General features: G+C 72.1%; 20 protein-coding genes and 1 riboswitch. Of the genes, 11 read left to right on the top strand and 9 right to left on the bottom strand.

The window, feature by feature from the left end:
• Positions 1-49: 49 nt before the first annotated feature.
• Positions 50-958, bottom strand: coding sequence for a serine hydrolase (locus tag OG776_RS38280; RefSeq protein WP_329323362.1), 909 nt, complete (start codon positions 956-958; stop codon positions 50-52).
• A gap of 372 nt (positions 959-1,330) precedes the next feature.
• A complete protein-coding gene (locus tag OG776_RS38275) occupies positions 1,331-2,473 on the bottom strand; it encodes a PP2C family protein-serine/threonine phosphatase (RefSeq protein WP_148009805.1) in 1,143 nt (380 codons plus the stop codon).
• Positions 2,474-2,853: 380 nt separating this feature from the next.
• On the opposite strand from OG776_RS38275, the gene OG776_RS38270 reads away from it, so the two are divergent.
• Positions 2,854-3,405, top strand: a complete 552-nt coding sequence (locus tag OG776_RS38270) for an ArsR/SmtB family transcription factor (RefSeq protein WP_329323361.1) — start codon at positions 2,854-2,856, stop codon at positions 3,403-3,405.
• On the top strand, positions 3,402-4,697 hold the full coding sequence (locus tag OG776_RS38265) for an MFS transporter (RefSeq protein ID WP_329323360.1): 1,296 nt from the start codon (positions 3,402-3,404) through the stop codon (positions 4,695-4,697). Before OG776_RS38270 ends, OG776_RS38265 begins: the two co-directional genes overlap by 4 nt.
• Before the next feature lie 554 nt (positions 4,698-5,251).
• Here OG776_RS38265 and OG776_RS38260 read toward each other — a convergent pair.
• A complete protein-coding gene (locus tag OG776_RS38260) occupies positions 5,252-5,494 on the bottom strand; it encodes a DUF5302 domain-containing protein (RefSeq protein WP_148007280.1) in 243 nt (80 codons plus the stop codon).
• Between the two features lie 420 nt (positions 5,495-5,914).
• Here OG776_RS38260 and OG776_RS38255 point away from each other — a divergent pair, with 420 nt between their 5' ends.
• Positions 5,915-6,412: a peptidylprolyl isomerase gene (locus tag OG776_RS38255; protein ID WP_148007281.1), complete on the top strand. Its 498-nt coding sequence runs from the start codon at positions 5,915-5,917 to the stop codon at positions 6,410-6,412.
• Between the two features lie 204 nt (positions 6,413-6,616).
• Here the strand turns inward: OG776_RS38255 and OG776_RS38250 are convergent, their stop codons facing one another.
• Positions 6,617-6,877, bottom strand: a complete 261-nt coding sequence (locus OG776_RS38250; protein WP_148007282.1) for a hypothetical protein — start codon at positions 6,875-6,877, stop codon at positions 6,617-6,619.
• 316 nt (positions 6,878-7,193) lie between these two features.
• Between OG776_RS38250 and OG776_RS38245 the strand changes: the two genes are divergently transcribed.
• Complete coding sequence (locus OG776_RS38245) at positions 7,194-10,400, top strand: alpha-L-rhamnosidase (protein ID WP_148007283.1); 3,207 nt, start codon at positions 7,194-7,196, stop codon at positions 10,398-10,400.
• A gap of 234 nt (positions 10,401-10,634) precedes the next feature.
• Positions 10,635-11,069, top strand: a complete 435-nt coding sequence (locus tag OG776_RS38240) for a hypothetical protein (RefSeq protein ID WP_148010968.1) — start codon at positions 10,635-10,637, stop codon at positions 11,067-11,069.
• Between the two features lie 94 nt (positions 11,070-11,163).
• Here OG776_RS38240 and OG776_RS38235 read toward each other — a convergent pair whose 3' ends face one another.
• The gene (locus OG776_RS38235) at positions 11,164-11,658 is read right to left on the bottom strand and encodes a CAP domain-containing protein (protein WP_410093226.1); all 495 of its coding nucleotides are present in this window, start codon (positions 11,656-11,658) and stop codon (positions 11,164-11,166) included.
• A gap of 533 nt (positions 11,659-12,191) precedes the next feature.
• Between OG776_RS38235 and OG776_RS38230 the strand changes: the two genes are divergently transcribed.
• Positions 12,192-12,407, top strand: coding sequence for a twin-arginine translocase TatA/TatE family subunit (locus tag OG776_RS38230; protein WP_315986913.1), 216 nt, complete (start codon positions 12,192-12,194; stop codon positions 12,405-12,407).
• 186 nt (positions 12,408-12,593) lie between these two features.
• Here OG776_RS38230 and OG776_RS38225 read toward each other — a convergent pair whose 3' ends face one another.
• A complete protein-coding gene (locus tag OG776_RS38225; RefSeq protein WP_148010965.1) occupies positions 12,594-13,169 on the bottom strand; it encodes a TerD family protein in 576 nt (191 codons plus the stop codon).
• A gap of 269 nt (positions 13,170-13,438) precedes the next feature.
• Between OG776_RS38225 and OG776_RS38220 the strand changes: the two genes are divergently transcribed.
• Positions 13,439-14,806, top strand: a complete 1,368-nt coding sequence (locus OG776_RS38220; protein ID WP_443077394.1) for an LCP family protein — start codon at positions 13,439-13,441, stop codon at positions 14,804-14,806.
• Positions 14,807-15,033: 227 nt separating this feature from the next.
• On the opposite strand, the gene OG776_RS38215 is transcribed toward OG776_RS38220, so the two are convergent.
• The 3 genes from OG776_RS38215 to OG776_RS38205 all read right to left on the bottom strand — a co-directional run bounded on the left by OG776_RS38215 (position 15,034) and on the right by OG776_RS38205 (position 18,273).
• On the bottom strand, positions 15,034-17,421 hold the full coding sequence (locus tag OG776_RS38215) for an ATP-binding cassette domain-containing protein (RefSeq protein WP_148010964.1): 2,388 nt from the start codon (positions 17,419-17,421) through the stop codon (positions 15,034-15,036).
• Between the two features lie 293 nt (positions 17,422-17,714).
• A complete protein-coding gene (locus OG776_RS38210) occupies positions 17,715-17,972 on the bottom strand; it encodes a hypothetical protein (protein ID WP_148010963.1) in 258 nt (85 codons plus the stop codon).
• A complete protein-coding gene (locus tag OG776_RS38205; RefSeq protein ID WP_148010962.1) occupies positions 17,959-18,273 on the bottom strand; it encodes a DUF6400 family protein in 315 nt (104 codons plus the stop codon). Before OG776_RS38205 ends, OG776_RS38210 begins: the two co-directional genes overlap by 14 nt.
• Before the next feature lie 589 nt (positions 18,274-18,862).
• Between OG776_RS38205 and OG776_RS38200 the strand changes: the two genes are divergently transcribed.
• From OG776_RS38200 to metE, 4 genes are all read left to right on the top strand, one after another.
• Positions 18,863-20,677: a methylmalonyl-CoA mutase subunit beta gene (locus OG776_RS38200; protein WP_329323358.1), complete on the top strand. Its 1,815-nt coding sequence runs from the start codon at positions 18,863-18,865 to the stop codon at positions 20,675-20,677.
• On the top strand, positions 20,677-22,848 hold the full coding sequence (gene scpA / locus OG776_RS38195) for a methylmalonyl-CoA mutase (RefSeq protein ID WP_148010960.1): 2,172 nt from the start codon (positions 20,677-20,679) through the stop codon (positions 22,846-22,848). Before OG776_RS38200 ends, scpA begins: the two co-directional genes overlap by 1 nt.
• Before the next feature lie 5 nt (positions 22,849-22,853).
• A complete protein-coding gene (meaB, locus tag OG776_RS38190; RefSeq protein WP_148010959.1) occupies positions 22,854-23,840 on the top strand; it encodes a methylmalonyl Co-A mutase-associated GTPase MeaB in 987 nt (328 codons plus the stop codon).
• A 232-nt stretch (positions 23,841-24,072) separates the two neighbouring features.
• A riboswitch (cobalamin riboswitch) is annotated at positions 24,073-24,293 on the top strand.
• A gap of 162 nt (positions 24,294-24,455) precedes the next feature.
• A complete protein-coding gene (metE, locus tag OG776_RS38185; protein WP_148010958.1) occupies positions 24,456-26,780 on the top strand; it encodes a 5-methyltetrahydropteroyltriglutamate--homocysteine S-methyltransferase in 2,325 nt (774 codons plus the stop codon).
• Positions 26,781-26,809 lie beyond the last annotated feature (29 nt).

Raw genomic sequence — 26,809 nt, 5'->3', positions numbered from 1 at the left:
CCCGGTGCACCACGTCATGGCCGGCGGCACGGTGCGCCGCCGGATCGGGTCAGCGCGCGGACGTCGAGGCCATGGCGGCCCGGGCGGCGCCCTCCACCAGCGCGACACCGTCCTTCATCGAGGTACTGCCGTCCGAGAGGACCGCGACGAGGTAGTGGTGTCCGCCGACCACGATCCGTCCCACGCTGTTGACGTCCCAGAGCCCGGTCGTACTGCGCTGCAGCCAGCCGTTCTTCAGAGCCCACCCGGCGTCCGCGGCCGCCGACACACCCCACGCCTGCTCGTCGGCGACACCGGCCATCAGGGCACGGACATAGGTCCGGGACTCCTGGTCCAGCCCGCCGGTCCCCGCGTTCGCGTGCGCAACCGTACCGAACACCGCGCGCAACAGCCGGATCTGGTCACTCGCCGTCGTCCGGGTCAGCCCCCAGCGTGTGCCGGACCCGCCCTCGGTCTCCGTCAGGCCCAGCCGCTTGTTCGCCGCTTCCAGACCCGGTGCCCGGCCGATCTCGCGCCACAGCGCGTTCGCCGCCGCGTTGTCGCTGTCGCGGATCATCGGTTCGGCCTCCGCGCGTTCCGCCGCGGTGAGACGGCGTCCGGCGTCCTGTGCCCGGAGCAGCAGGGCCGCGAGGATGTCGACCTTGATGATGCTCGCCGTGTCGTACGTGACGTCGTGGCCGTACACAGTGGGTCGCCGGCCCGTCCCGTCGAGGTCGAGCACCGCCGCGGTCACCCGTGCCGCCGCCCGGGGCGCGGTCGTCGCCGGGCGGACGGTGTCGGCTCCGGCCTGCGCGGGGGCCCCGCCGAGGGCGGCGGCCGCGGGTGCGGCCTGCGCCGTACCGCTCGCGAGGAGGGCCGTCGACAGGGCGAGGAGCACACCGGCGCCGGCGAGAACGCGACGGCCCCGGTGTCTCGCCCGGGTCCGCGCGGGCTGGTGGGGGCGCGGTCGGTTCGGCATCTTCAAGCGAGCCTCGACAAGTGGTGTGGAAGGGTCACTGAAGAGCGAACATAAACAAATCGCGCACCACGCGGGGTGACCGGGGTCACGGAGTGCGTCTTCCCGGCCGGAATGTGAAAAGAGCCATAGCCGGGGGCCGCCGGATCGGACCCTCGGCGGGACCGGGTTCTCCGCGCGTGGCCCCGAACGCTCCCGGCCCGCGAACGTGGTCTCCGCCCCTGACCCCGTGTTCTCGGTCGACCTGCCTGGCTCGCCACCTGGCGACCCCGGGATTCACCGCCCCGGGTCCCGGCAGCCCTCCGCCCGCGGAAGCCGGCAGGTCCCCGAACCCTCCACCGCGAGAAGCCGCCCGACGCCGGACGCCCCGCCCGCTCAGCCCGGAGGCGACGCCTGGCGCGCTCGGGCCAGTGGCGCGCGTTCTCCGCTGCGGCGGATGGCGATGAGGGCCGCGTCGTCGCCGAAGCGTCCCCCTGCGTGGGCGAGCAGATCGCCCTGCACCCGCTGGAGGAGGGCCTCCGGCGGGTGACCGGCCCACTGGGCGACCCGTTCCGCGAGCGGGTAGAAGACACCCGCACGGTCACGGGCCTCCACCACACCGTCGGTGAACAGCAGCAGGGTGTCGTCGACGGCGAAGGGCAGCACGGCGACCGCGACCTCGCCGGGATCGGTGAGACCGACGCCGAGCGGGGGCGCGGGGACCAGATCCGGGGCGCTCACCGCGTGCCCCCGCTGGAGCAGCAGCGGCGCGAGATGGCCGCAGCTGACCATCCGGACGACGGGTTCGTCGTCCGGGATCTCCAGCAGGAGCGCCGTGACGAAGCGTTCCCCCGCCTCGTCCGTCGGCTCGAAGTCGTCGAGGTATCTGCTGAGGCTCCGCTCCAGGGAGCCGGCCAGCGCGGGCAGGCCGGCGTTCTGGTGCACGGCCTCGCGGAAGGCGCCGAGCAGGAAGGCGGCCTCACCGATGGCCGGCAGGCCCTTGCCGCGTACGTCGCCGATCACGACACGGGTGCCCTGCGGACTGCGGGCTGCCGCGTAGAGGTCGCCGCCGATCTCGGCCTCCTCCTCGGCGGCCAGATAGACGCAGGCGAGCCGCAGTGTGCCGATCCGGCTCGGGAGCGGCCAGAGCAGCACCCTCTGTGCGGCCTCGGCCACCGACCGCACCCGGGCGAGTTCACGGGTGTGCCGGTCGCGGACCACGGACAGGATGACGATCAGCGCCGAGAGCACGGCCAGGGCGAACAGCTGGACCAGCACGTTCCGTGACAGGAGAAGTCCCGAGCGCCAGCCGATGAACGCCTGGGCCGCCACCGCCGCGGCCCCGACACCGCCCGTGACCAGGGGGCCCGCACCCCACGCGGTGATCGCGGGGGCGATGACCAGCAGGGGGCCGAGCACGATGTCGGACGGCGCGACGATGTCGGCGACCGTGATGAGGACGATGAGCGCGACAGGGATCAGCAGCAACAGACGGCTGGTCCGGCCCGCCTGCGCAAAGCCCCGATTCCACGCCGTCATGGTTTCCACAGTGCACCGCGGCGGCCGCTGTCGCGAACCCGAGGATCACCCGCGGCCGACGACGTCTTCCTGACTTCTTACCTGCCGTGACGGCTGGTCGTCCGACGCCACCGCGCGCGGTCGCCGCCGAGGGCTCCGTGCCCGGAACAGGGCGCGCCCCCGGCACGCCTCCTCCTTGCACCGCTCACCGGGATCCGAAGGTAGGAGTCTGGTGAGGGCCGACGGTCCGCGGCGCCCTCTCCGCGGACTTCCCGTCCGCCACGCCTTCCGGCACGGACAGCCGGCACCCGAGACCCGCCGACGGTGATCGCGGCGTCCGTTCCGGAGCTCCGCGCACCACCCCCTTGCGCAATGGTCAAGAATCGTTGACCATTACTCGCATGCCTACCGATGACCTTCCCGCCGGCCTTCCCGAGACGTTCCACGTCACGACGGACGAGCAGTTACGCGCCGTCTCCAGCCTCACGCGCCACCGGATCATGGCCGTCCTCCGCTTCGAGCCCGCGACGATCACGCAGATCGCCGAGCGAGTGGGCCTCGCGAAGGGGAGCTCCAGCTACCACGTACGGCTGCTGGAGCGGGCGGGCCTGGTGAAGGTGGTGCGGACGCGGAAGGTCCGCGGGGTCACCGAGCGGTACTACGCGATGGCCGCGCGGTCGATCGAGCTGCCGGATCCGGGCGAAGGCGGCCCGGACGTGCTCATGCGGCACGCGGTGGCGGACCTGGAGGCTTCGCCGGCGGACGGCACACGGCACGTACGGATGGCGCATCTGCGGCTCACCGAGGAGCAGTTCGCTCAACTGGGCGCACGCCTGGAGGCGTTGGCGGACGAGTACCGGGCGCTGTCCGACCCGTCGCTGCCGGACGCGTCACTCGTCTTCGCCCTGTTCCACCCCACATCGAGCGAGCGGACCGAAGGAGACGCCAGGTGACCTCGGACATCCGGAAGCTGCCGACCGGGTTCGGACGGCTGTGGACCGCTCAGACGATCTCCTCGCTCGGCGACGGGGTCACCCATGCCGCACTGCCGCTGCTCGCGCTGACGCTGACGCGGGACCCGATGGCGCTCGCCGTCGTCGCGGCCGCCGGGACGCTGCCGTGGCTGCTCTTCGGGGTGCTCGGCGGTGCGCTGGTGGACCGCTGGGACCGCCGGCGCACGATGTGGGTCGCGGACACGGCACGTGCGGTGCTGCTCGCAATACCGGCGGTGGCGGCCGCGCTCGACGCCCTGAGCATTCCGCTGCTGGCGGCCGTCGCCTTCCTGCTCGGCCTCGGCGGACTCTTCTTCGACACGGCCGCCACGGCCTATCTGCCGGATCTGCTCCGCCGCGACCCCGCACTCCTCGAACGCGCCAACTCCCGCCTGCGCGGAGCCCAGACCGCCATGTCCGGCTTCGCGGGGCCGCCCGCGGGCAGTGCGCTGCTCGCGCTCGGACGGGCGGTTCCGCTGCTCACCGACGCGGTGTCGTTCCTGTTCTCCGCACTGCTCGTGCGTACGCTGCCCGCCCTGCCCCGGCCCGTGCCGGAGGTCCGCGAGTCACTGCTCCGGCAGGCGCGGGCCGGAGCCTCGTACGTCTTCCGGGACCGGGTGCTGCTCGGGCTCGCACTCCGCCCGGCGGTCGGGAACGTCTCCTTCCTCGCCGTGGAGACCGTCCTCGCCCTCTTCGCGCACGACCGCCTCGGCATCGACACCTACGGCTTCGGCCTGCTCCTCACGGCGGAGGCCACCGGCGGCCTGGTCGGTGCGGGCATCGCCTCCGCCCTCGGCCGACGGCTCGGCACCGGCACCGCGCTGACCTGCACGGCCGCGGTCGAGGGGCTGGCCATCCTGGGCCTGGCCGCTGCTCCGGACCCGTACGTGGCCGGGCTCGCGCTCGCCGTCTGCGGGGCCGGCATGGGCGCCACGATGGTCCTCGCGCCCTCCCTCCGGCAGTCGATCGTCCCGGCCCAGCTCATGGGCCGGGTCGCTTCCACCTCCCGCATGCTGGCCATGTGCGCCGCCCCCGTCGGGGCCTTCCTCGGCGGCTGGCTGGCCACCGCCTACGACATCCGCACCCCGCTCTACGCGGCCGCCGCGCTCCTCCTGGCCATGACGGCCGTCACGGCGTCCATGACCAGCAACCGGCGGGTCGAGGCGGCGCTGCGTGCCGCCGCCCGGACCGAGGGTCCGGACCGGCCCCCGGTCCGGAACCCCGCCCAGGAGAGCGCAGCCGATCTGGTGTGACATCCGGCGTGGAAGCGTCGCCGCGCCCGTCGGCTGCACCGGTGGCGTGCGCGGCCGCACCGTTCGGGACCCGCCCGCCCTCGGACACCGACAGCGGGCGTTCGGCCGCGGTACGGACCTGCGGGGCCGGGACCGACGGAACAACCGCCGCGGCTCAGTGCGTGCGCGCACCTGCGTGATGGCGCCGGAACCGGTGCACGGTACCGCCGACACCGCCTCGGCCGTCACCGCCGCGTCGGCGCACCGTCCGGGACACCTTCATCGGGACCGCGTCATCGGGATCTAGCTCTCACGCCGCCTCATCTGCGCCGACGCCTCGCGCCACGGCGGGAGTTGCCCGCCTCGTCGTCGCGGCGGGCGGACCGGCCGGACCGTTGCCGGGCAGACCGGGGAACGGGACGCGCGCTCCGACTCGCCCACCGTGCGGCGGCCGCGGACGGAAGCCCCTCGGCGACGTGGCCGGGCGGCACCATCCGCCCGCCGAGCGGGTCCCTACGGGCTCACTCCGCTCGACGACGGAACGGAACGCACGCGCGATGCGACGCGTGGCGGGATCAGCCGCCGCTCTTGCGACGGAAGGACCGCTGGCTGGACGCCGGGCCGTGCGCTCCGCGGATCTTCGACGCGTCCGGTTTGCCGTTGCCCCCGGCGCCGTCCGCCTGCATCCCGCGCTTGCGGTCCAGGGCCTCCCGGAACTTGCGCTTCAGGTCGTACTGCCCGTCGTCGTCGGGCGTCAGGGCGGGGCTCTCGGCCTCGGTGGGCTCCGAACCTTCTTGTGGCTGTGACTCGGCAGTCATGCTGACCTCCTGGGTTCGGGCGCTGGAGAGTACAGCTTGTCATGCCGCCGGCGTGCGGACCGCCGTCGCCGACACGGCACCCCGCCAGGCCGGGTGCGCGCCGGTCCGGCGGACCGGCGTCGCGGCGGCAGTGCCTGTCGCCGCGATCGGGCGACACCGGCGCACGGTGTACCGTCGGCCGGCCCGGGCGGGGCAGGGTGCGCGCTGCCGCGCGGCAGCGGGGACCGCGGCGCGAGGGCTCCCGGATGCACCAGGTCGAACGGAAGGGACCCGGTGACCGCCGCCCGCGGCGCGGACAGGCACGGAGGGCCCCGCGCCCCGCCGCCTGATCCGCACGGAAGTCCTTAACACGGAGGGTTCCCGCGCGTGACCCGGGGAGGTGTGTGCCATCGGGGAACGAGGAGATGTGAGGATGTCTTCATGAGCGACAACGTCTACTTCGACATCACCATCAACGACGAGCCCGCGGGCCGCATCGTCTTCAAGCTGTTCGACACGGAGGTCCCCAAGACCGCGCGGAACTTCCGCGAGCTGGCCACCGGCGTGCACGGCTTCGGTTACGAGGGTTCGAGCTTCCACCGGGTCATCCCGGAGTTCATGCTGCAGGGCGGCGACTTCACCCGGGGCGACGGCACCGGCGGCAAGAGCATCTACGGCGAGAAGTTCGCCGACGAGAACTTCCAGCTCAAGCACACCAAGCCCGGTCAGCTGTCGATGGCGAACGCGGGACCGAACACCAACGGTTCGCAGTTCTTCATCACCACCATCGTGACCGACTGGCTGGACAACAAGCACGTCGTCTTCGGCGAGGTCGTCGAGGGCATGGACATCGTCAAGCAGGTCGAGGCCCTCGGTTCCCGCAACGGTGCCACCAAGGCGAAGATCACCATCGCCAAGTCCGGTGTCGTCGGCGCCTGACGCCCCCTTCCCCGCCGTCTCCCCCGAGCCAGCCCGGGACGGCTCGTCCGTCCCACCCGGACGCCGGACTCGGGGGAGCCCGCACATCGGCGAACACCTCCGCCGGCCCGTGATCAAGCCGGACCGGCGGCCCGGGGCCCGGCGTGCCGGGGCCTTCCGGCGCGCCCGCCCCCGGCAGGGCTCGCGGAGGCGCGGCACCGGGCCTCAGGGCTCGATCGGATGGCCTCCGTCGCCGTCCACGACGACACGGTCCTCGCCTGGCTCCTCGGCTCGTTCGACCATCGTGACGTCCACCTGCCCGTCGCCCGTCGTGTCGAACTGGTAGAGGTCGGCCTTGCCGTCTCCCGTGGTGTCGGTCATCCACACATCGGGCTTGCCGTCACCGTTGGTGTCGGCGCTGAGGACGACATGGTGCTCGTCCCCCCGGGTCTCGATCGTCTCCGCCTGGTCCTCACCGTTGTTCATAGCGGCCGGTTGCCCTCGCGCGCCGGTCCGAAACAGCCCCCGACGGAACGCGTCCGCGCCGGAACACGGATCTCGGCCCGCCGCTGACACCGACGTCCGCGCAGGCACCCACGCAGTCCGCCGCCGCGCACTCAGGAATTGAAACCGTTCAATCGGCGACCTCATCAGGCACACGGCAACCACCGCAAGCGCGTTCCACGGTGACGATGCGTCAAGAAAGTCCCTGCACACTCATTGACCCTCACCTCGCGCACCCCTACGTTCACCTACGGCAACCGATGTGAATCGATTCATCATTCCTACGTGAGGGGTCGTAGTGATCAGTAGGAGGAACATCCTGGCGGGCGCGGTGGCCACGGTGGGTGCCATGGCCACCGGAGCCGGACCGGCCGTGGCCGCACCGTCCGGGTCCGCCGCCGCGGGGGTCCGGCGCGGCGCCCCGCGCATCACCGCGCCGACCGTCGAGTACGTTCAGCACCCCTTGGGCCTCGACGCGCAACACCCCCGGCTGAGCTGGCCGGTGACCTCGGACGGGCCGGGCACGCGTCAGAGCGCGTACCAGATCCGCGTCGCCTCGAGCGCCTCGCGTCTGTCGCACCCGGATGTCTGGGACAGCGGGAAGGTGACCTCCGGCGACTCCGTGCTCGTCCCCTACGCGGGCCCTCGACTCGCGCCGCGGACACGGTACTTCTGGACCGTGCGCGTCTGGGGTGCCGACGGCGGTGTCTCCGGCTGGAGCGAGCCGTCCTGGTGGGAGACCGGTCTCATGGACGCGGCGCAGTGGTCCGCCGAGTGGATCTCCGCTCCCCCGGCCCTCACCGACGCGCCGTCCCTCGAAGGCAGCGCCTGGATCTGGTTCCCCGAGGGCGAACCGGCCAACAGCGCCCCGGCGGCGACCCGTTGGTTCCGCCGGACTGTCGATCTCCCGGCCGGGATCACCGCGGCGACCTTGGCCATCACGGCGGACAACGTCTACGCCGTCTCCGTGAACGGGACCGAGGTGGCCCGGACCGACCTGGCGACGGACAACGAGGGCTGGCGCCGTCCGGCCGTCGTCGACGTCCTCGCCCAGGTGCGGTCCGGCACGAACGTCCTCGCGGTAGCGGCGACCAACGCGAGCGAGGGGCCGGCCGGTCTGGTGGCGGTCCTCACCCTGCACACCGCGTCCGGCGAGCAGCGGGTGCTCACCGACGCCTCCTGGAAGTCGACGGACAAGGAGCCCGCCGGAACCTGGCGCGAGACCGGTTTCGACGACAGCGCCTGGCCGGCGGCCAAGGAGGCCGCCGCGTGGGGCGCCGGACCATGGGGCAGGGTCGTTCCCGCGTCGTATGCCGCCAACCAGCTGCGGCACGAGTTCGCGCTGCCTCGCAAGAAGGTCTCCCGCGCGCGCCTCTACGCCACCGCTCTCGGCCTGTACGAGGCCCACCTCAACGGCCGCCGCGTGGGCCGGGATCATCTCGCTCCCGGCTGGACCGACTACCGCCGACGCGTCCAGTACCAGGCGTACGACGTCACGTCGCTGGTGCGCTCGGGCGGCAACGCCCTCGGTGTGTACGTGGCGCCCGGCTGGTACGCGGGCAACGTCGGTATGTTCGGGCCTCACCAGTACGGTGAACGGCCCGCACTGCTCGCCCAGTTGGAGGTCGAGTACACCGACGGCACGAGTGAGCGGATCACTTCGGGACCGGACTGGCGGGCCGCCTCCGGGCCGATCGTCGCCGCGGACCTGCTGGGCGGCGAGACGTACGACGCGCGCAAGGAGACCCCCGGCTGGACCTCCCCCGGCTTCGACGACCGGGCCTGGCTCGCCGTGCGCGGCGCGGGCGACGCCGCTCCCGCCCGGATCGTGGCGCAGGCGGACGGCCCGGTGCGGGTGGCCGAGGAACTCCCGGTCAGGAAGGTGACCCAGCCCCGGCCGGGCGTCTTCGTCCTCGACCTGGGCCAGAACATGGTCGGTTCCGTGCGGCTGCGGGTCTCCGGCAGGGCGGGCACGACGGTACGGCTGCGGCACGCCGAGGTCCTCAACCCGGACGGCACCCTCTACACCGCGAACCTGCGTACGGCCGCGGCGACCGACACGTACACGCTCAAGGGCGGCGGCGAGGAGACGTTCGAGCCCCGGTTCACCTTCCACGGCTTCCGCTACGTCGAACTGACCGGCTTTCCCGGCACCCCCTCGGCGAAGGCGGTGACCGGGCGCGTCATGCACACGTCCGCCCCCTTCACCTTCGAGTTCGAGACGAACGTCCCGATGCTCAACCAGCTGCACAGCAACATCACCTGGGGACAGCGCGGCAACTTCCTCTCCGTCCCGACGGACACCCCCGCGCGCGACGAACGGCTGGGCTGGACCGGCGACATCAACGTCTTCGCACCGACGGCGGCCTACACGATGGAGTCGGCCCGCTTCCTCGCCAAGTGGCTCGTGGACCTGCGTGACGCGCAGACCGCGGACGGCGCGTTCACGGACGTGGCCCCCATGGTCGGCACGGTGGGCAACGGCGTCGCCGGCTGGGGTGACGCGGGGGTCACGGTCCCCTGGTCCCTGTACCAGGCCTACGGGGACGGGCAGGTGCTGCGGGACGCGTGGCCGTCCGTCCAGTCCTGGCTGAAGTACCTGGAGAAGAACAGCTCCGGGCTGCTGCGGCCCGCCGGCGGCTACGGAGACTGGCTGAACGTCGAGGACGAGACGCCCAAGGACGTCATCGCCACCGCGTACTTCGCGCACAGCGCCGACCTCGCGTCGCGGATCGCCCAGGAGATCGGCGAGGACGCCGCGCCCTGGCTCGACCTGTTCGGCCGGATACGCGAGGCGTTCCGGAACGCCTATGTGACCGCCGACGGCCGGGTGAAGGGGGACACGCAGACCGCGTACGTCCTCTCCCTGTCCATGAACCTGCTCCCGGACGCGCTGAGAAAGGCCGCGGCCGATCGTCTCGTCGCCCTGATCGAGGCGAAGGACTGGCATCTGTCGACGGGCTTCCTCGGTACGCCCCGGCTCCTGCCCGTCCTCACCGACACCGGGCACACCGACGTCGCCTACCGGCTGTTGCAGCAGCGCACCTTCCCCAGTTGGGGCTACCAGATCGACAAGGGCTCCACGACGATGTGGGAACGCTGGGACTCGATCAAGCCCGACGGGAGTTTCCAGACACCCGACATGAACTCCTTCAACCACTACGCCTACGGCTCGGTGGGTGAGTGGATGTACACGAACATCGCGGGCATCTCGGCGGGCAAGCCCGGCTACCGGGAGATCGTCGTACGGCCGCGTCCCGGTGGTGACGTCACCTCCGCCCGCGCCACGTTCACCTCGGTCTACGGGCCGATCTCCACACAGTGGCGCACACGCTCCGGCCGCTTCGCCCTGACCTGTGACGTGCCTCCGAACACCACGGCGGAGGTGTGGATCCCCACGGCTGACCCGAGGGCGGTGACCCACGACCACGGCACCTTCCTGCGTGAGGAGGACGGCTGCGCGGTCTACCGGGTCGGTTCCGGCACCCATCGCTTCAGCGCGTAGCGTCTGCCCGGCCCGCGCCAGGTGCGCGGGCCGGGCTCCGGCCGCCCGCTCCCCGCCCCCTCGTTCCCCTCCTCACCCCCCCACGACCACGGGGTGAATCGGTACGAGGAGGAGGACCCCGGGGGTCGAGTAGCCGTCCACGGCGAGGACAAATAGCCTGGGACCAGGCGGTCCGACCCGTCGGGACGCCGTGTGCGCCACGTGGGGGATGCCTTCCGTCAGGAGTCCACCGTGATGTCCACGCTCCGCTCTCGCACCGCCCGCGCGCTCGCCGCGGGCGCCCTGTCCGCCGCTCTGCTGTCGGCGGGCACCGCCGGCGCCCTCGCCGCCGGGCCCACCGGTGTCCCGCACGCCGGTCTCACCGCGGCCGGCGCCACGCGGGCCGCACCGTCCGACAAGGGATCGATCACCATCAAGGCCGGAAAGACGGAGGTGAAGGCGGGAGAGTCGGTCACCTTCACCGGACGCTCCAAGGGCTTGAAGATCAACACCAAGGTGACGCTCCAGCACAAGAAGGACGACAAGTGGAACTCGCTGAAGGCGAGCACCACGATCAAGAACGGCAGCTCCTACATCCTGGACGCCAAGCTCCACACGAAGGGCAAGGAGCAACTGCGCGTCAAGGCGGACAAGACCGTGTCACCGGCCGTCACGGTCACCGTGAAGTAGCCCGGTCCGTCACGCCGTTCGCGTCGCCGCCTCTCCCCACCGTCCGGCGCGGTGCGCGGCACCGGACCGCGGGCCGGCCCGGCCCTCGCACGGCTCACCGCCGCCCGGCCGCACCGGTCCCGCGCGAGCCGGTGGGCCACAGGGGACCACGCGTCCCCGGTCGGCGGGCCGTCGCGCCGAAGTCCTGCGTCCAGTAGCTCCCCGGGCGGGCGAGGCCGACGCCGATCTCCCGGAACGCACAGGTCAGAATGTTGCGTCGGTGGCCGGGGCTGGCCATCCAGGCGGCCATGACCGAGGCGGCGGTGGGATATCCGTACGCGACGTTCTCGCCGTACGCGCTCCAGTCGTACCCGGCACGCGCGATCCGTCGGCCCGGCCCGGAACCGTCGGAGCCCCGGTGCGACATGTTCCGGTGGTCCGACATGTCCGCGCTGTGGTCCCGAGCGGCCTTCGAGAGCTTCGCGTTCAGGCTCACCGGGGAGCAACCCGCCCTGTGGCGGGCCCGGTTGACAAGGGCCACCACGTGCGCCTCGGCCACGGACACCCGTACCGCCGTGCCCGCGGGGGCCGCCGGGTGAGCCGAGGACACGGTCCCGGTCCCCGGTGTCTCCGGACGCGCCAGGGCCGCGGACGGTGTCGCCAGTACACTCGCGGCGATCACGGTGATGACCGCCGTCCAATGGCGGGGCCTCCTGCGGTGCTTCCTCAAGCGGACCTCTCCGGGTGTCACGGGGTGTCCCCGGTGCGGCCGACCCGATATCGGCACCGGGGCCGAACTGCGCGGACACCGGACGGGGCGGGCTGGTCGGAACCCGTGCGCGTGGGGGACGACGGACATCGCCCCTACCCGTCCCGGTGGTGCGCGACGACGCCTCGGCCGGGTGCGCGGGCGCGCGGACCCGGCTCGCCGGAGCGTGCCCCGACCGGTTCGCTCTCAGGACGCCCTGTCCGCGCCACGAGGCGCGCGTTTCCCTAAGGGTCGCCAACCGGGCCGGGTCACCAGGCGGTTGAGGGATCATGGAGCGGGGAGACTTCTACAGCACTGTAGATTTGGGCTGCGCCGTCCGGTACGCCGTATCGCGCGGCGTCCGCCACCGAGAGAGAGCAGACCTGATGTTCGGCATGAGCGAACTGACCGTGATCCTGCTGGTCGTCGTCGTGGTCCTCGGGATCAGGAAGCTGCCCGAGCTGACCCGGTCCGCGGGAAGGGCCGCCCGGATCTTCAAGAGCGAGTCCCGGGCCCTGAAGGACCAGAGGACGACCGACGGCGCGGCGGGGCCGGGACGGGTCGTGCGGGGCACCGTCGTGGACGGGGAGGCACCGCGACCGCGGCCCTGACGTGCACGGGGTGAGGCGCCGGCACCGCGAAGTGCGCGCGGCCCGGCGACCGGCGGCGGGGCGCGCGGGCCGTTACACGCGCGCCCGCACCGTCAGGACGGACGACGCCCCGGCGCGGGCGACGCCAGGGGCCGGGGTGAAGTCCCCGCAGCGCGCGGCGTCACCCCGGCCCCGGCACGGCGCTTCTCAGACGTTGACGCCGAAGTCCGCGGCGATCCCGGCCAGACCGGAGGCGTACCCCTGGCCCACGGCACGGAACTTCCACTCGGCACCGTTGCGGTACAGCTCGCCGAAGACCATCGCGGTCTCCGTCGAGGCGTCCTCGGACAGGTCGTAGCGGGCCAGTTCGGCACCGCCGGTCTGGTTGACAACCCGGATGAAGGCGTTGCGGATCTGTCCGAAGCTCTGCCCACGGGCCTCGGCGTCGTGGATCGACACGGGGAAGACGATCCTGTCGACGTCGGCGGGTACGGCGGCGAGGTTCACCTTGACGCTCTCGTCGTCCCCCTCGCCCTCACCGGTCAGGTTGTCGCCGGTGTGCTCGACCGAACCGTCGGGGCTCTTCAGGTTGTTGTAGAACACGAAGTGCTGGTCCGAGACGACCTTGCCCGACGCGTTCAGCAGGAGCGCGGAGGCGTCCAGGTCGAAGTCGGCGCCGGTGGTGGTCCGGACGTCCCAGCCCAGGCCCACCAGCACCGCGGTCAGACCCGGCGCCTCCTTGCTCAGCGAGACGTTGCCGCCCTTGCCCAGGGAAACACCCATGGCCGATCCCTCCACGTAGTCGGTCGGTTCGGGTCCGTCGAATGGACCTGTTCAGAATCTACAACACTGTAGAAATCAAGGCGGGGGTGGTGCGGGCCGGCATCGTCACCGTGCCGCGCCCCCGAAGGCCGAGGTGGCGGCCGGAGGGTGAACGCCGGACCGCTCCGGAGCGTAACTCCAGGGCAGCTGCGTAGAGTTCGAGGCCCACGTGGCCGGACGGTCGTGACAGCGTGGCATCCGAGCGGGCGATCGGGCCGGAGGTGGTCGGGGTGGGACAGCGGGGCGTACAGCGATCGGGAGGTCCGCGCACCGGGCGACCGCGAACCCTGCTGTGGGTCGCGGGAGTCCTGTCGGCGATACTCCTGGGCGTCGCGGGCGTAGGCGCGTGGGTCTACCAGGATCTCGACGGCAACATCCACGCGGCGGACCTCGACAACAAGCTCGGGGAGGGCCGGCCCGCGAATCTCAGTCCGGGCTCCAAGAACATCCTGCTCGTCGGTTCGGACACCCGCGCGGGCGGCAACGCCAAGTACGGCAAGGGCCTCACGACCATGCAGTCGGACACCCTGATGGTGCTGCACATCGCCGCCGACCGGAAATGGGCCACCGCCGTCTCCTTCCCCCGCGACTCCTGGGTGCGGATCCCCGCCTGCGACAAGGGTGACGGCAGTACGTCCACCGCGCACCGCTTCAAGATCAACGAAGCGTTCGCGATCGGCGGGAGCACCGGGAAGGTCGCCGACGCCGCCGCCTGCACCATCAGAACGGTCGAGCGGAACACCGGGCTGCGCATCGACCACTTCATGTCCATCGACTTCCAGGGCTTCAAGGGCATGGTCAACGCCCTGCAGGGAATCGAGGTCTGCCCGAAGACGCCCATCCACGACACCAAGGCCCATCTCGACCTGAGGGCCGGCTGCCAGACCGTCAAGGACGAGAAGGCGCTCGGCTACGTCCGCGCCCGCTACAGCGTCGGCGACGGCTCGGACCTCGGACGCATCGGCCGCCAGCAGGAGTTCATGCAGGCCCTCGGCGAGAAGGCCCGGTCGAAGCTCACCAGTCCGAGTTCCCTGTACGGCTTCCTGCAGTCCGCGACCAAGTCGCTCACCACGGACCGGGACCTGGCGGGCATCAAACCCCTCTACGGTCTGGCTTCCCAGGTCAAGGGCATCCCGAGCGACCGTCTCGCCTTCCTCACCGTGCCGAACTACCCGCGCGAGGCCGACGCGCCCACCGACAAGGCCAACGTCGTGTGGCAATACCCGCAGGCCGCCGACCTGTTCACCGCGCTGGCCAAGGACCACGAAGTCCGCAAGAAGCAACTGCAGAGCAGGGCAGAGGACTTGGTGTACGCCTCCTCCGTCCGCGTCCGGGTGCTGAACGGCACCGGCATCGGCGGACGGGCCGCGGCCGTCGCGGAGCAGCTCCGCGAGTTGGGCTTCACCGTCGTCGCCACCGGCAACGCGCCCTCCCCCGTCCGCACCACGACGGTCCGCCACCCGCGCGAACTCGCCCGGCAGGCCGCCGTGCTCACCTCCCGGCTCCCCGGCGTCTCCGCCGAACAGGACGACACTGCGACCGGCGGCGCGGTGACCCTGTCGGTCGGCCCGGATCTCGAGCTCGACGGCGTGCGATAGCGGGTACGCGCGGGGCGGGACGGTCGCACGACGGCTGACCCGCGCCGCACGGGAGCGGGCGCACCCGGCGCGGCAGTGGGTCTACGCAGCGCGGGACCAGCCCGCCCCCGCGCGACGAACGGGGCGCGGTCGAGCGGAGTCGCGGGGCGAGCCGGGCCACGGGTCGAACGGGGTCGCGGGAGGCGGCTCGCCCCCTGTCCCGCCCGCTCGTGCGGGCGGCGCCTCCGTCAGCCCCCGACGTAGGCCGCGAGGTGCTCGCCGGTGACCGTGGAACGGGCGGCGACCAGATCCGCGGGGGTGCCTTCGAAGACGACGCGTCCGCCGTCGTGACCGGCGCCGGGGCCCAGGTCGATGATCCAGTCGGCGTGCGCCATCACCGCCTGGTGGTGTTCGACGACGATGACCGACTTCCCCGAGTCGACGAGCCGGTCGAGCAGGCCGAGCAGCTGTTCCACGTCGGCGAGATGAAGGCCGGCGGTCGGCTCGTCGAGGACGTACACGCCGCCCTTGTCGGCCATGTGCGTGGCCAGCTTGAGCCGCTGCCGTTCGCCGCCGGACAGGGTGGTGAGCGGCTGGCCGAGGGTGAGATAGCCGAGCCCGACGTCGGCGAGGCGCCCGAGGACGCGCTGCGCGGCCGGCGTGCTCGCCTCGCCGGTGCCGAAGAACTCCTGGGCCTCGCTCACCGACATCGCGAGGACCTCGCTGATGTCGCGGCCACCGAGCCGGTACTCCAGCACCGACGAATCGAACCGCTTGCCCTCGCACTCCTCGCAGGTGGAGGTGACTCCGGCCATCATCGCCAGGTCGGTGTAGATGACCCCGGCCCCGTTGCACTGGGGGCACGCCCCTTCGGAGTTGGCGCTGAACAGGGCCGGCTTCACGCCGTTGGCCTTGGCGAAGGCCTTGCGGATCGGGTCGAGCAGTCCGGTGTACGTCGCCGGGTTGCTCCGCCGCGAGCCGCGGATCGCGCTCTGGTCGACCGACACCACGCCCTCACCGGCGGGGATCGACCCGTGCACGAGCGAACTCTTGCCGGACCCGGCGACGCCCGTGACGACGGTGAGCACCCCGAGCGGGATGTCGACGTCGACGTCGTGCAGGTTGTGCGTCGACGCGCCACGGATCTCCAGCGCTCCGGTCGGCTCGCGCACGGTGTCCTTGACGCGGGCCCGGTCGTCGAAATGCCGTCCGGTGACGGTGTCGCCCTTGCGCAGGCCCTCGACGGTGCCCTCGAAGCAGACGGTGCCGCCCCCCGTACCGGCGCCGGGCCCGAGGTCGACGACGTGGTCGGCGATCGCGATCACCTCGGGCTTGTGCTCCACGACGAGCACCGTGTTGCCCTTGTCCCGCAGCCGCAGCAGGAGGCCGTTCATGCGCTGGATGTCGTGCGGGTGCAGGCCGGTGGTGGGCTCGTCGAAGACGTACGTGACATCGGTGAGCGAGGAACCGAGGTGACGGATCATCTTGACGCGCTGCGCCTCGCCGCCGGACAGCGTTCCCGAGGGACGGTCGAGCGAGAGGTAGCCGAGGCCGATCTCGTCGAACGAGTCGAGGGTGTGCACCAGCGCGGCCAGCAGCGGCGCGACGGAGGGCTCGGCCAGACCCCGCGCCCACTCGGCGAGGTCGCTGATCTGCAGGGCGCAGGCGTCGGCGATGCTGATCCCGCCGATCTTCGAGGAGCGGGCGGTCTCGCTCAGCCGTGTGCCGTCGCACTCCGGACAGACGGTGAACGTCATCGCCCGCTCCACGAACGCGCGGACGTGCGGCTGGAGCGCGTCGACGTCCTTGGAGAGCATCGACTTCTGGATCTTCGGAATCAGCCCCTCGTACGTCAGGTTGATGCCGTCGACCTTGATCTTGGTCGGCTCCTTGTGCAGGAGGTCGTGGAGCTCCTTCTTGGTGTACTTGCGGATCGGCTTGTCCGGGTCGAAGAAGCCCGAGCCCTTGAAGATGCGGCCGTACCAGCCGTCCATGCTGTAACCGGGGACGGTGAGGGCACCCTCGGAGAGCGACTTGCTGTCGTCGTACAGCTGGGAGAGGTCGATGTCGGTGACCGTGCCGCGTCCCTCACAGCGCGGGCACATGCCGCCGAGGCGGTTGAAGGTCGCCTTGACCGTCTTCTTGGCGCCCCGCTCCACCGTGATCGCGCCGCTCGCCCGGACCGAGGGGACGTTGAAGGCGAACGCGCCCGGCGAGCCGATGTGCGGCTGCCCGAGCCGGCTGAACAGGATGCGGAGCATCGCGTTGGCGTCGGTGGCGGTGCCGACCGTGGAGCGCGGGTCGGCGCCCATGCGCTGCTGGTCCACGATGATCGCGGTGGTCAGGCCTTCGAGGACGTCGACCTCGGGGCGCGCCAGCGTCGGCATGAAGCCCTGCACGAAGGAGCTGTACGTCTCGTTGATCAGCCGCTGCGACTCCGCGGCGATGGTGCCGAAGACCAGGGAGCTCTTGCCCGAGCCGGAGACCCCGGTGAACACGGTCAGGCGACGCTTCGGGATCTCGACACTGACGTCCTTGAGGTTGTTCACACGCGCGCCGAGCACGCGGATCAGGTCGTGGCTGTCGGCACCGTGCGGCGCCGGCGACTGCGTGCCCGTCCTCGTGGCCTTGCTCATCGTGTCTCCCTCTGTCGCGCGGGACCCGTGCTCGCGGTCCCGTCCGGCGTCGCCCGGCTCGATCCAACCATCTACCGGCCCCGCGTCCCGGTGTGCTCCCGTGCGGTCCACGGGCTCCGGGCCCCGGCCGCTCCGGGGACCGTCAGGGCGCCCGTGCGGTGACCCTCCTGCGGTGCCTCGCGCCCGAGGAGGTCCGAACGGAGGGGGCCGTCCATGGCCGACACGTTAGCCGCGGCGCGCGGCCCGGGGCTTCTCGATTCCTGATCGATCCGGTCGGAGACCGAGCCGGGAGGTCAGCCCCGCGGACCGCCGCCGACGATCCGGTTCCACAGCGACCGCGTGGCACCGAAGCCGCTCTCGTGGACCCAGACGTGCGTGCACGACGGGCACTGCAGGTGGAGCAGGCTGCCGGTGTTGGTCAGCAGGTAGCGCCAGTGCTCGGAGCAGGTCCGCCGCTGCGCGCACGGCTCGCATCCGCGGCTGTCGTCGCAGTTCGGACAGGCCACCCACGCCCGGCGTCCACGGTCCGCCTGCGGGTCAAGCGGCAGCATGACCGCCGCCTCGGCGGGGCAGTACACCGGCCGCGACGAGTTCGTCGTACACCCGCTGCTGCTCCTGGTCGAGACCGGAGTAGAGGAGGTCGTACGCCGCCTCCTCCCCGCTCAGCGCCTCCACCGGACTCCAGTCCGCGCCGAGGGCGTCCAGGACGTGGGCCTGCCGGAGCACCTCCTGCGAGGTGAGGTCGACGGAGAAGTCCACGAGCCCGGCGTCCTCGGACCGTGCGCCCTCCGGCCGGGGCCGGCCGGCGGCCTCGTCCGGGCCGTGCGGATGTGGGGGGTTATGTGAAGCCATGCCAGAGAACTTAGGTTTGCCTTTCTTGTCGGGGCAAGGGGAGGTGGGAGAAGTCACAGCGGGCCTGTGACGTTGCCGACATCACGCGTCACCCACGGCGACGGCCGGTCGGCGCGACGCGCGCCGGCCGCGGCGACGACGGGCGCCCCGCCGCTCCCCATCCACGGCGATCCCGGCCGAAAGAGGATCATACCGGGCGACACCACCGCCTTCCCGGACAAGCGGACCCGCGGCGGCTCCCCGTTCCCGGCGCCGCGGCGACTTCCGGATCCCGGCCGCCGCGCGGCCCGGATCGCCCACCCGGCGCGGACGGCCCCGCCCGCGTGAGGCCGGTCGGGCGCCTGACCTGCCGTCAGGACCGGGCGGCGCGCGCCTTCTTCCGGTCTCCGGGGCGGCCCGCGGACCCCGCTGCGGCGTTCCGGCCACTCCGTCCCCGACGCTCACCGGGCCCCGGGGCACCCGGCATTGTCCGACGCGCACGGGTTCCCGTGCCGGAGAACCGGCCGAACGGCCAAAAGATATGAGAAGAGTGCTAGGTCACAGCCGTGCCCTCTGCTGCACCTTTGTAGGTCTGCCCTAGCATCCGAGCATGACGGTCCTGCCTGACGACGAGTTTTCGCTGGCCGCCGAGTTTCCTGACGCGACTCATGAGCAGTGGCAGCGCCTCGTGGCAGGCGTCCTGCGCAAGTCGGGCAAGGAAGTCTCGGGCTCAGCGGCCGAAGACGCCCTGTCCACCCCGGTGGAGGACGGGCTCACGACCCGTCCCCTGTACACCGCGCTCGACTCCGCCCCCGATCCCGGCTTCCCCGGCTTCGCACCCTTCGTACGCGGGGGCCGTGCCGAGGGCAACACCACCGGCGGCTGGGACGTACGGCAGCGGCACGCGGCGGTGGCGGACGGCGCGGTGCTCGCGGATCTGGAGAACGGCGTCACCTCGCTCTGGCTGCTCGTCGGCGAGAGCGGCATCCCGGTGTCGTCGCTCCCGAGCGTCCTGGACGGCGTCTATCTCGATCTGGCGCCCGTCGTCCTGGACGCGGGGCACGAAACCGAGTCCGCGGCCCGGGAGTTGCTGGCGCTGTACGAGAAGCGCGGCGTGGCGGCAGGTGACGTGCGCGGAAACCTCGGCGCCGACCCGCTGGGCCACGAGGCCCGTACGGGACGGCCCTACGGATTCGCGCCGGTGACGGAGCTCGCGCGACGCTGCGCCGCGGAGCACCCGGGGCTGCGGGCGCTCACCGTGGACGCCCTGCCGTACCACGAGGCCGGCGGCTCCGCCGCGCAGGAGCTGGGCTGCTCACTCGCCACCGGCGTCGCCTACCTGCGGGAGCTGACCACGGCCGGAGTGCCCGTCGAACTCGCCGCCGGGCAGATGGAGTTCCGCTACGCGGCCACCGCCGACCAGTTCCTCACCATCGCCAAGCTGCGGGCCGCCCGCAGGCTCTGGGCGCGCGTCGCGGAGGTCTGCGGGGCCCCCGGCGCGCAGCTCCAGCACGCCGTGACCTCGCCGGTGATGATGTCGCGGCGCGACCCGTGGGTGAACATGCTGCGCACGACGGTCGCCACGCTGGCCGCCGGGGTCGGCGGCGCCGAGGCGGTCACCGTCCTCCCCTTCGACGACGCGCTCGGCGCGCCGGACGCGTTCGCGCGGCGCATCGCCCGCAACACCTCGACGATCCTGGTCGAGGAATCGCACCTGGCCCGGGTCATCGACCCGGCGGGCGGGTCCTGGTACGTGGAGAAGCTCACCGACGAACTGGCCCACGCCGGCTGGGAGTTCTTCCAGCAGATCGAGCGAGCGGGCGGCCAGGCGGCCGGGCTGCGTTCGGGCCGGATCGGCGAGGAGCTGGCCGCGACCTGGGCCGCGCGCAGCACGAAGCTCGCCCGACGGCGCGAACCCATCACCGGGGTCAGTGAGTTCCCGCATCTCGCCGAGCGCCTCGTGGAACGCGAACCGGCGCCCGCACCGCCGTCCGGGGGTCTGCCCCGGGTGCGGCGCGACGAGGCGTACGAGGTACTGCGCGCCCGCTCCGACGCCCATCTCGCCGCCACCGGCGCCCGGCCGCGGATCTTCCTGGCCACGCTGGGCCCGGCCGCCGCCCACACCGCCCGGGCGACCTTCGCCTCGAACCTCTTCCAGGCGGGCGGCATCGAGCCGGTCACCGGGGAGCCCACTGCCGAGGCGTTCCGCGCCGCCGGTGCCACCGAGGTCTGTCTGTGCTCCAGCGACGCGCTGTACGAGGAACAGGCCGAAGCGGCGGCCGCGATGCTCAGATCGGCGGGCGCGCGGCAGGTGTTCCTCGCCGGGCGCCCCGGGCAGTACACCGATGTCGACGCGTACGTGTTCGCGGGCTGCGACGCCGTGGACGTACTGACCACCACCCTCGACCGCATGGGAGTGTCCTGATGGGAATCCCCGACTTCACCGGGATCGAACTGGGGACGCCCACCGCCGAGGGCGGTGCCGACGAGTGGCGCGCCGCCGTCAAGGGGGCGTCCGGAGGCGACGACCTGCTCTGGGAGACGCCCGAGGCCATCGCGGTCAAGCCGCTGTACACCGGCCGTGACCTGGAGGGCCTGGACTTCCTCGGCACCTACCCGGGCATCGCGCCGTATCTGCGCGGCCCCTACCCGACGATGTACGTGAACCAGCCCTGGACGATCCGCCAGTACGCGGGCTTCTCCACCGCCGAGGAGTCCAACGCGTTCTACCGGCGCAATCTGGCGGCCGGTCAGAAGGGCCTCTCCGTCGCCTTCGACCTGCCGACCCACCGCGGCTACGACAGCGACCACCCGCGGGTGACCGGTGACGTCGGCATGGCGGGTGTCGCCATCGACTCCATCTACGACATGCGGCAGCTCTTCGACGGCATTCCGCTGGACAGGATGACGGTGTCGATGACGATGAACGGCGCGGTGCTGCCCGTGCTGGCGCTGTACATCGTGGCCGCCGAGGAACAGGGTGTCCCGCCGGAGAAGCTGGCCGGGACCATCCAGAACGACATCCTCAAGGAGTTCATGGTCCGCAACACCTACATCTATCCGCCGAAGCCGTCGATGCGGATCATCTCCGACATCTTCGCCTTCACCTCCCAGCGGATGCCGCGCTACAACTCCATCTCCATCTCCGGGTACCACATCCAGGAGGCGGGCGCGACGGCCGACCTGGAGCTGGCCTACACCCTCGCGGACGGCGTGGAGTACCTGCGGGCCGGGCAGGAGGCGGGTCTGGACGTGGACGCGTTCGCGCCCCGGCTCTCGTTCTTCTGGGCGATCGGCATGAACTTCTTCATGGAGATCGCCAAGATGCGGGCGGCCCGGCTGCTGTGGGCCAAGCTGGTCAAGCAGTTCGACCCGAAGAACGCCAAGTCCCTCTCCCTGCGCACGCATTCGCAGACCTCCGGCTGGTCGCTCACCGCGCAGGACGTGTTCAACAACGTGACGCGCACCTGTGTCGAGGCGATGGCGGCCACCCAGGGCCACACCCAGTCGCTGCACACCAACGCCCTCGACGAGGCGCTCGCCCTGCCCACCGACTTCTCGGCACGGATCGCCCGCAACACCCAGCTGCTGATCCAGCAGGAGTCGGGCACCACGCGGGTGATCGACCCGTGGGGCGGCAGCGCGTACGTGGAGAAGCTGACCTACGACCTGGCGCGCCGCGCCTGGCAGCACATCCAGGAGGTCGAGGCGGCGGGCGGCATGGCGCAGGCCATCGACGCGGGCATCCCGAAGCTCCGGGTGGAGGAGGCCGCTGCCCGCACCCAGGCCCGGATCGACTCGGGCCGTCAGCCGGTCATCGGCGTCAACAAGTACCGGGTCGACAGCGACGAGCAGATCGACGTCCTCAAGGTCGACAACTCCTCCGTACGGACCCAGCAGATCGAGAAGCTGCGGCGGCTGCGCGCGGAGCGCGACGAGGCCGCGTGCCAGGACTCGCTGCGGGCGCTGACGGCGGCGGCCGCCGGCACCGGCAACCTGCTGGAGCTGGCGGTGAACGCGGCCCGCGCCAAGGCGACCGTCGGGGAGATCTCCGACGCCCTGGAGAAGGTGTACGGGCGGCACGCGAGCCAGATCCGTACGATCTCGGGTGTGTACCGCAACGAAGCAGGCGAGTCGCCTTCCGTGGATCGCACCCGCACGCGGGTGGACGCCTTCGAGGAGTCCGAGGGCCGACGGCCGCGCATCCTGGTGGCCAAGATGGGCCAGGACGGCCATGACCGCGGACAGAAGGTCATCGCCACCGCCTTCGCCGACCTCGGCTTCGACGTGGACGTCGGCCCGCTGTTCCAGACCCCGGCCGAGGTCGCGCGGCAGGCCGTGGAGGCCGACGTGCACATCGTCGGGGTGTCCTCGCTGGCGGCCGGGCACCTCACCCTGGTCCCGGCGCTGCGCGAGCAGCTCGCCGAGGAGGGGCGCGAGGACATCATGATCGTGGTGGGCGGGGTGATTCCCCCGCAGGACGTACCGACCCTCCTGGAGATGGGCGCGGCGGCCGTCTTCCCGCCGGGAACGGTGATCCCGGACGCGGCGTACGACCTGGTGGAGCGGCTGGCCACCGGTCTCGGACACGGCTGAGGGCCATGGCGATCGACCTGGACTCCTATGTGAAGGGCGTACTCGACGGGAAGCGCGCGTACATCGCGCGGGCCATCACTCTCGTCGAGTCCACCCGGGCCGACCACCGGTCCCTGGCACAGGCCCTGCTCACCGAGTTGTTGCCGCGCGGCGGCAACGCCCGGCGCATCGGCATCACCGGGGTGCCCGGGGTGGGCAAGTCGACCTTCATCGACGCGCTCGGCACCCTGCTCACCTCGCTGGGCCACCGGGTCGCGGTGCTCGCCGTGGACCCGTCGTCGACCCGTACGGGCGGTTCGATCCTGGGTGACAAGACCCGGATGGAGCGCCTGGCGGTGGACCCCGCCGCTTTCGTGCGGCCTTCCCCCACCGCCGGCACGCTCGGCGGCGTGGCGAAGGCGACGCGCGAGTCGATGGTCGTGATGGAGGCGGCCGGCTACGACGTGATCCTGGTCGAGACGGTGGGCGTCGGCCAGTCGGAGACGGCGGTGGCGAACATGGTCGACTCCTTCCTGCTGCTCACGCTGGCCCGCACCGGCGACCAGCTGCAGGGCATCAAGAAGGGCGTCCTGGAGCTCGCGGACGTGATCACCGTCAACAAGGCGGACGGCCCGCACGAGCGTGACGCGCGGTCCGCGGCACGGGAGTTGGCGGGCGCCCTCCGGCTGATGCACCCGGTGGACGCGGCCTGGACGCCGCCCGTGCTGAGTTGCAGCGCCCGCGAGTCGACCGGTCTGGACACCGTCTGGGAACGGCTCGAACAGCACCGCGCGCTGCTCGAGTCGACCGGCCGCCTCGCCGCCAAGCGCCGCGACCAGCAGGTCGACTGGACGTGGACGATGGTCCGTGACGAGCTCCTCGGCCGCCTGCACGCGGATCCCGCGGTACGGGCCCTCACGCCCTCCCTGGAACAGCAGGTACGGGACGGGGAGTTGACGGCCACGCTGGCCGCCGAACGCATCCTGGGCGCCTTCGGCGGCGCGACGGACTGACCCGGCTCGGCAGCACTCCGCCCGTGTCCGACGGACCCCGGTGCCGTATCCCTACGACGGACCCCGGTGCCGTATCCGTGTATCCGTACGTCGGACCCCGGCACCGTGTCCGTACGAAGGCCACGGTGCACGCCCGCGCCGTCCTCCGGCGCGCCCGGGCGGAGCACGTCCGGTGTCCCATGTCACCGTCCGCGATGTGAGCCGCTCCCGCCGCGGGAGCGCGTCGCCCTCTAGGCTGGCCCGTGCAGCTGGTTCGCCCCGTCCGCCAGGCGGGATGCGTCGTAAGAGGGAACCCGGTGGAAATCCGGGACTGCCCCGCAGCGGTGAGCGGGAACGACCGCCGTCATACGCACTGGGCCCGACCGGGCCCGGGAAGCGACGGCCAGTAGGTGGACTCCCTCCGGGGAGGCCGTGCCCGCGAGTCCGAAGACCTGCCCGTTGCCCGCACGCGACCGCTCGCGCGCGGACATCCCGGTGACCTCGTGGGCGGGTCGGCGTACATACCGGCGGACAGCCCTGCCTCCTGGTGCGGGCGGTCTCCGTCCGGTTCGTCATCCCTTCGCGCGCACGTCCCGTCCCCGGGATCTCAGGAGACATCTCGCGAAGGAGATATCCGTGACAGCCAAGCCCGCGACCGCGGCGGCACGCGCCACCGTGTACGGCTACCCCCGCCAAGGTCCCGACCGTGAGCTGAAGAAGGCCGTGGAGGGCTGCTGGAAGGGCCGGACCACGGCCGACGCCCTCCGGGAGACCGCCGCCGGTCTGCGCCGCTCGAACTGGCGGCACCTGACGGAATCCGGCATCCACGAGGTGCCCACCGGCGACTTCTCGTACTACGACCACGTCCTAGACACCACGGTCATGGTCGGCGCGATCCCCGAGCGGCACCGCAAGGCCGTCGAAGCCGACCCCCTCGACGGGTACTTCGCGATGGCGCGCGGCACCCAGGACGTGGCGCCGCTGGAGATGACCAAGTGGTTCGACACCAATTACCACTACCTGGTCCCGGAGTTGGGGCCGGACACGGTGTTCAGGACCGACTCCGCCCAGCAGGTCGGGCAGCTTCGGGAGGCGGTCGCCCTGGGGCTCGCGGCCCGGCCCGTCCTCGTCGGCCCGGTCACCTATCTCCTGCTCGCCAAGCCCGCGCCCGGTGTCGACCCGGACTTCGAGCCGCTCACCCTGCTGGACCGGCTGCTGCCCGTGTACGCCGAGGTGCTCGCCGACCTGCGCGCGGCGGGGGCCGAGTGGGTTCAACTCGACGAGCCCGCCCTGGTCCAGGACCGCACCGCGGCCGAACTCGACGCCGCCGCACGCGCGTACCGCGGCCTCGGCGCGTCGGACGACCGTCCGAAGCTGCTGCTCGCCTCGTACTTCGACCGGCTCGGCGACGCACTGCCCGTCCTGGCCAGGACCCCCGTGGACGGCCTGGCACTGGACTTCACCGGCGCGGCCGCCGCCAACCTCGACGCCCTGGCCGCGGTGGGCGGGCTCCCCGGAAAGCGTCTGGTCGCCGGGGTGGTCGACGGCCGCAACATCTGGGTCAACGATCTGGCGAAGTCCCTCGGCACCCTGGGCACCCTGCTCGGGCTCGCCGACCGGGTGGACGTCTCCGCCTCCTGCTCACTCCTGCACGTCCCGCTCGACGCGTCCGTGGAACGGGACATCGACCCCCAGATCCTGCGCTGGCTCGCCTTCGCCCGCCAGAAGACGGCGGAGATCGCCCTCCTCGCCAGGGGCCTCGCCCGGGGCACCGGCGCCATCGCCGCCGAACTGGCCGCCAACCGGGCCGACCTCGCCTCCCGCGCCGCCTCCGTGATCACCCATGACGGCGCCGTACGGGCCAGGGCGGCCGCGGTCACCGACGCCGACGGCCACCGCTCCCTGCCGTACGCCGAGCGGGCCGCCGCCCAGCGCGCCCGACTCGGTCTTCCGCTGCTGCCGACCACCACGATCGGTTCCTTCCCGCAGACCACCGAGTTGCGCACGGCCCGCGCCGAACTGCGCGGCCGGCGGCTCGACACCGACGGGTACGAGGAGCGGGTCAGGAACGAGATCCGGCAGGTGATCTCCTTCCAGGAGGAGGCCGGTCTCGACGTCTTCGTGCACGGCGAGGCCGAACGCAACGACATGGTCCAGTACTTCGCCGAACAGCTCACGGGCTACCTCGCCACGCGGCACGGGTGGGTCCAGTCGTACGGCACCCGTCACGTCCGTCCGCCGATCCTGGCCGGCGACGTCTCCCGGCCCGAACCGATGACCGTGCGCTGGACGACGTACGCGCAGTCGCTCACCACCAAGCCGGTCAAGGGCATGCTCACCGGCCCGGTGACCATGCTCGCGTGGTCCTTCGTCCGTGACGACCAGCCGCTCGGCGACACCGCCCGCCAGGTCGCGCTCGCCCTGCGCGACGAGGTCCAGGACCTGGAAGCCGCGGGTACCCCGGTCATCCAGGTCGACGAACCCGCGCTGCGCGAGACCCTGCCCCTGCGCGCGGCCGACCGGCCCGCCTACCTGGAATGGGCCACCGAGGCCTTCCGGCTGACCACCGGCGGCGTACGGCCGGACACCCAGATCCACACCCACATGTGCTACGCCGAGTTCGGCGACATCGTGCGGGCCATCGACGACCTCGACGCGGACGTGATCAGTCTGGAGGCCGCCCGCTCGCACATGCAGGTCGCCCGCGAACTCGCCGCCCACGGCTACCCCCGCGAGGCCGGACCCGGCGTGTACGACATCCACTCGCCCCGCGTCCCGAGCGCGGCCGAGTCGGCCGGACTGCTGCGTACGGGGCTCCGGGCCATCCCCGCCGAGCGGCTGTGGGTCAACCCCGACTGCGGCCTGAAGACCCGCGCCTGGCCCGAAGTGCGGGCCGCGCTGGAGAACTTGGTGGCGGCGGCCCGTGAAGTCCGCGGCGATCTGACGCCGACGGACTCCTGAGGCCGGGGCGGCCGGCACGGGCCGGGCCG

Source organism: Streptomyces sp. NBC_01689 (assembly GCF_036250675.1).
Taxonomy (GTDB): Bacteria; Actinomycetota; Actinomycetes; order Streptomycetales; family Streptomycetaceae; genus Streptomyces.
The sequence above is the reverse complement of the archived record's forward strand: the minus strand, read 5'-3'. Positions and strand labels throughout refer to the sequence as shown.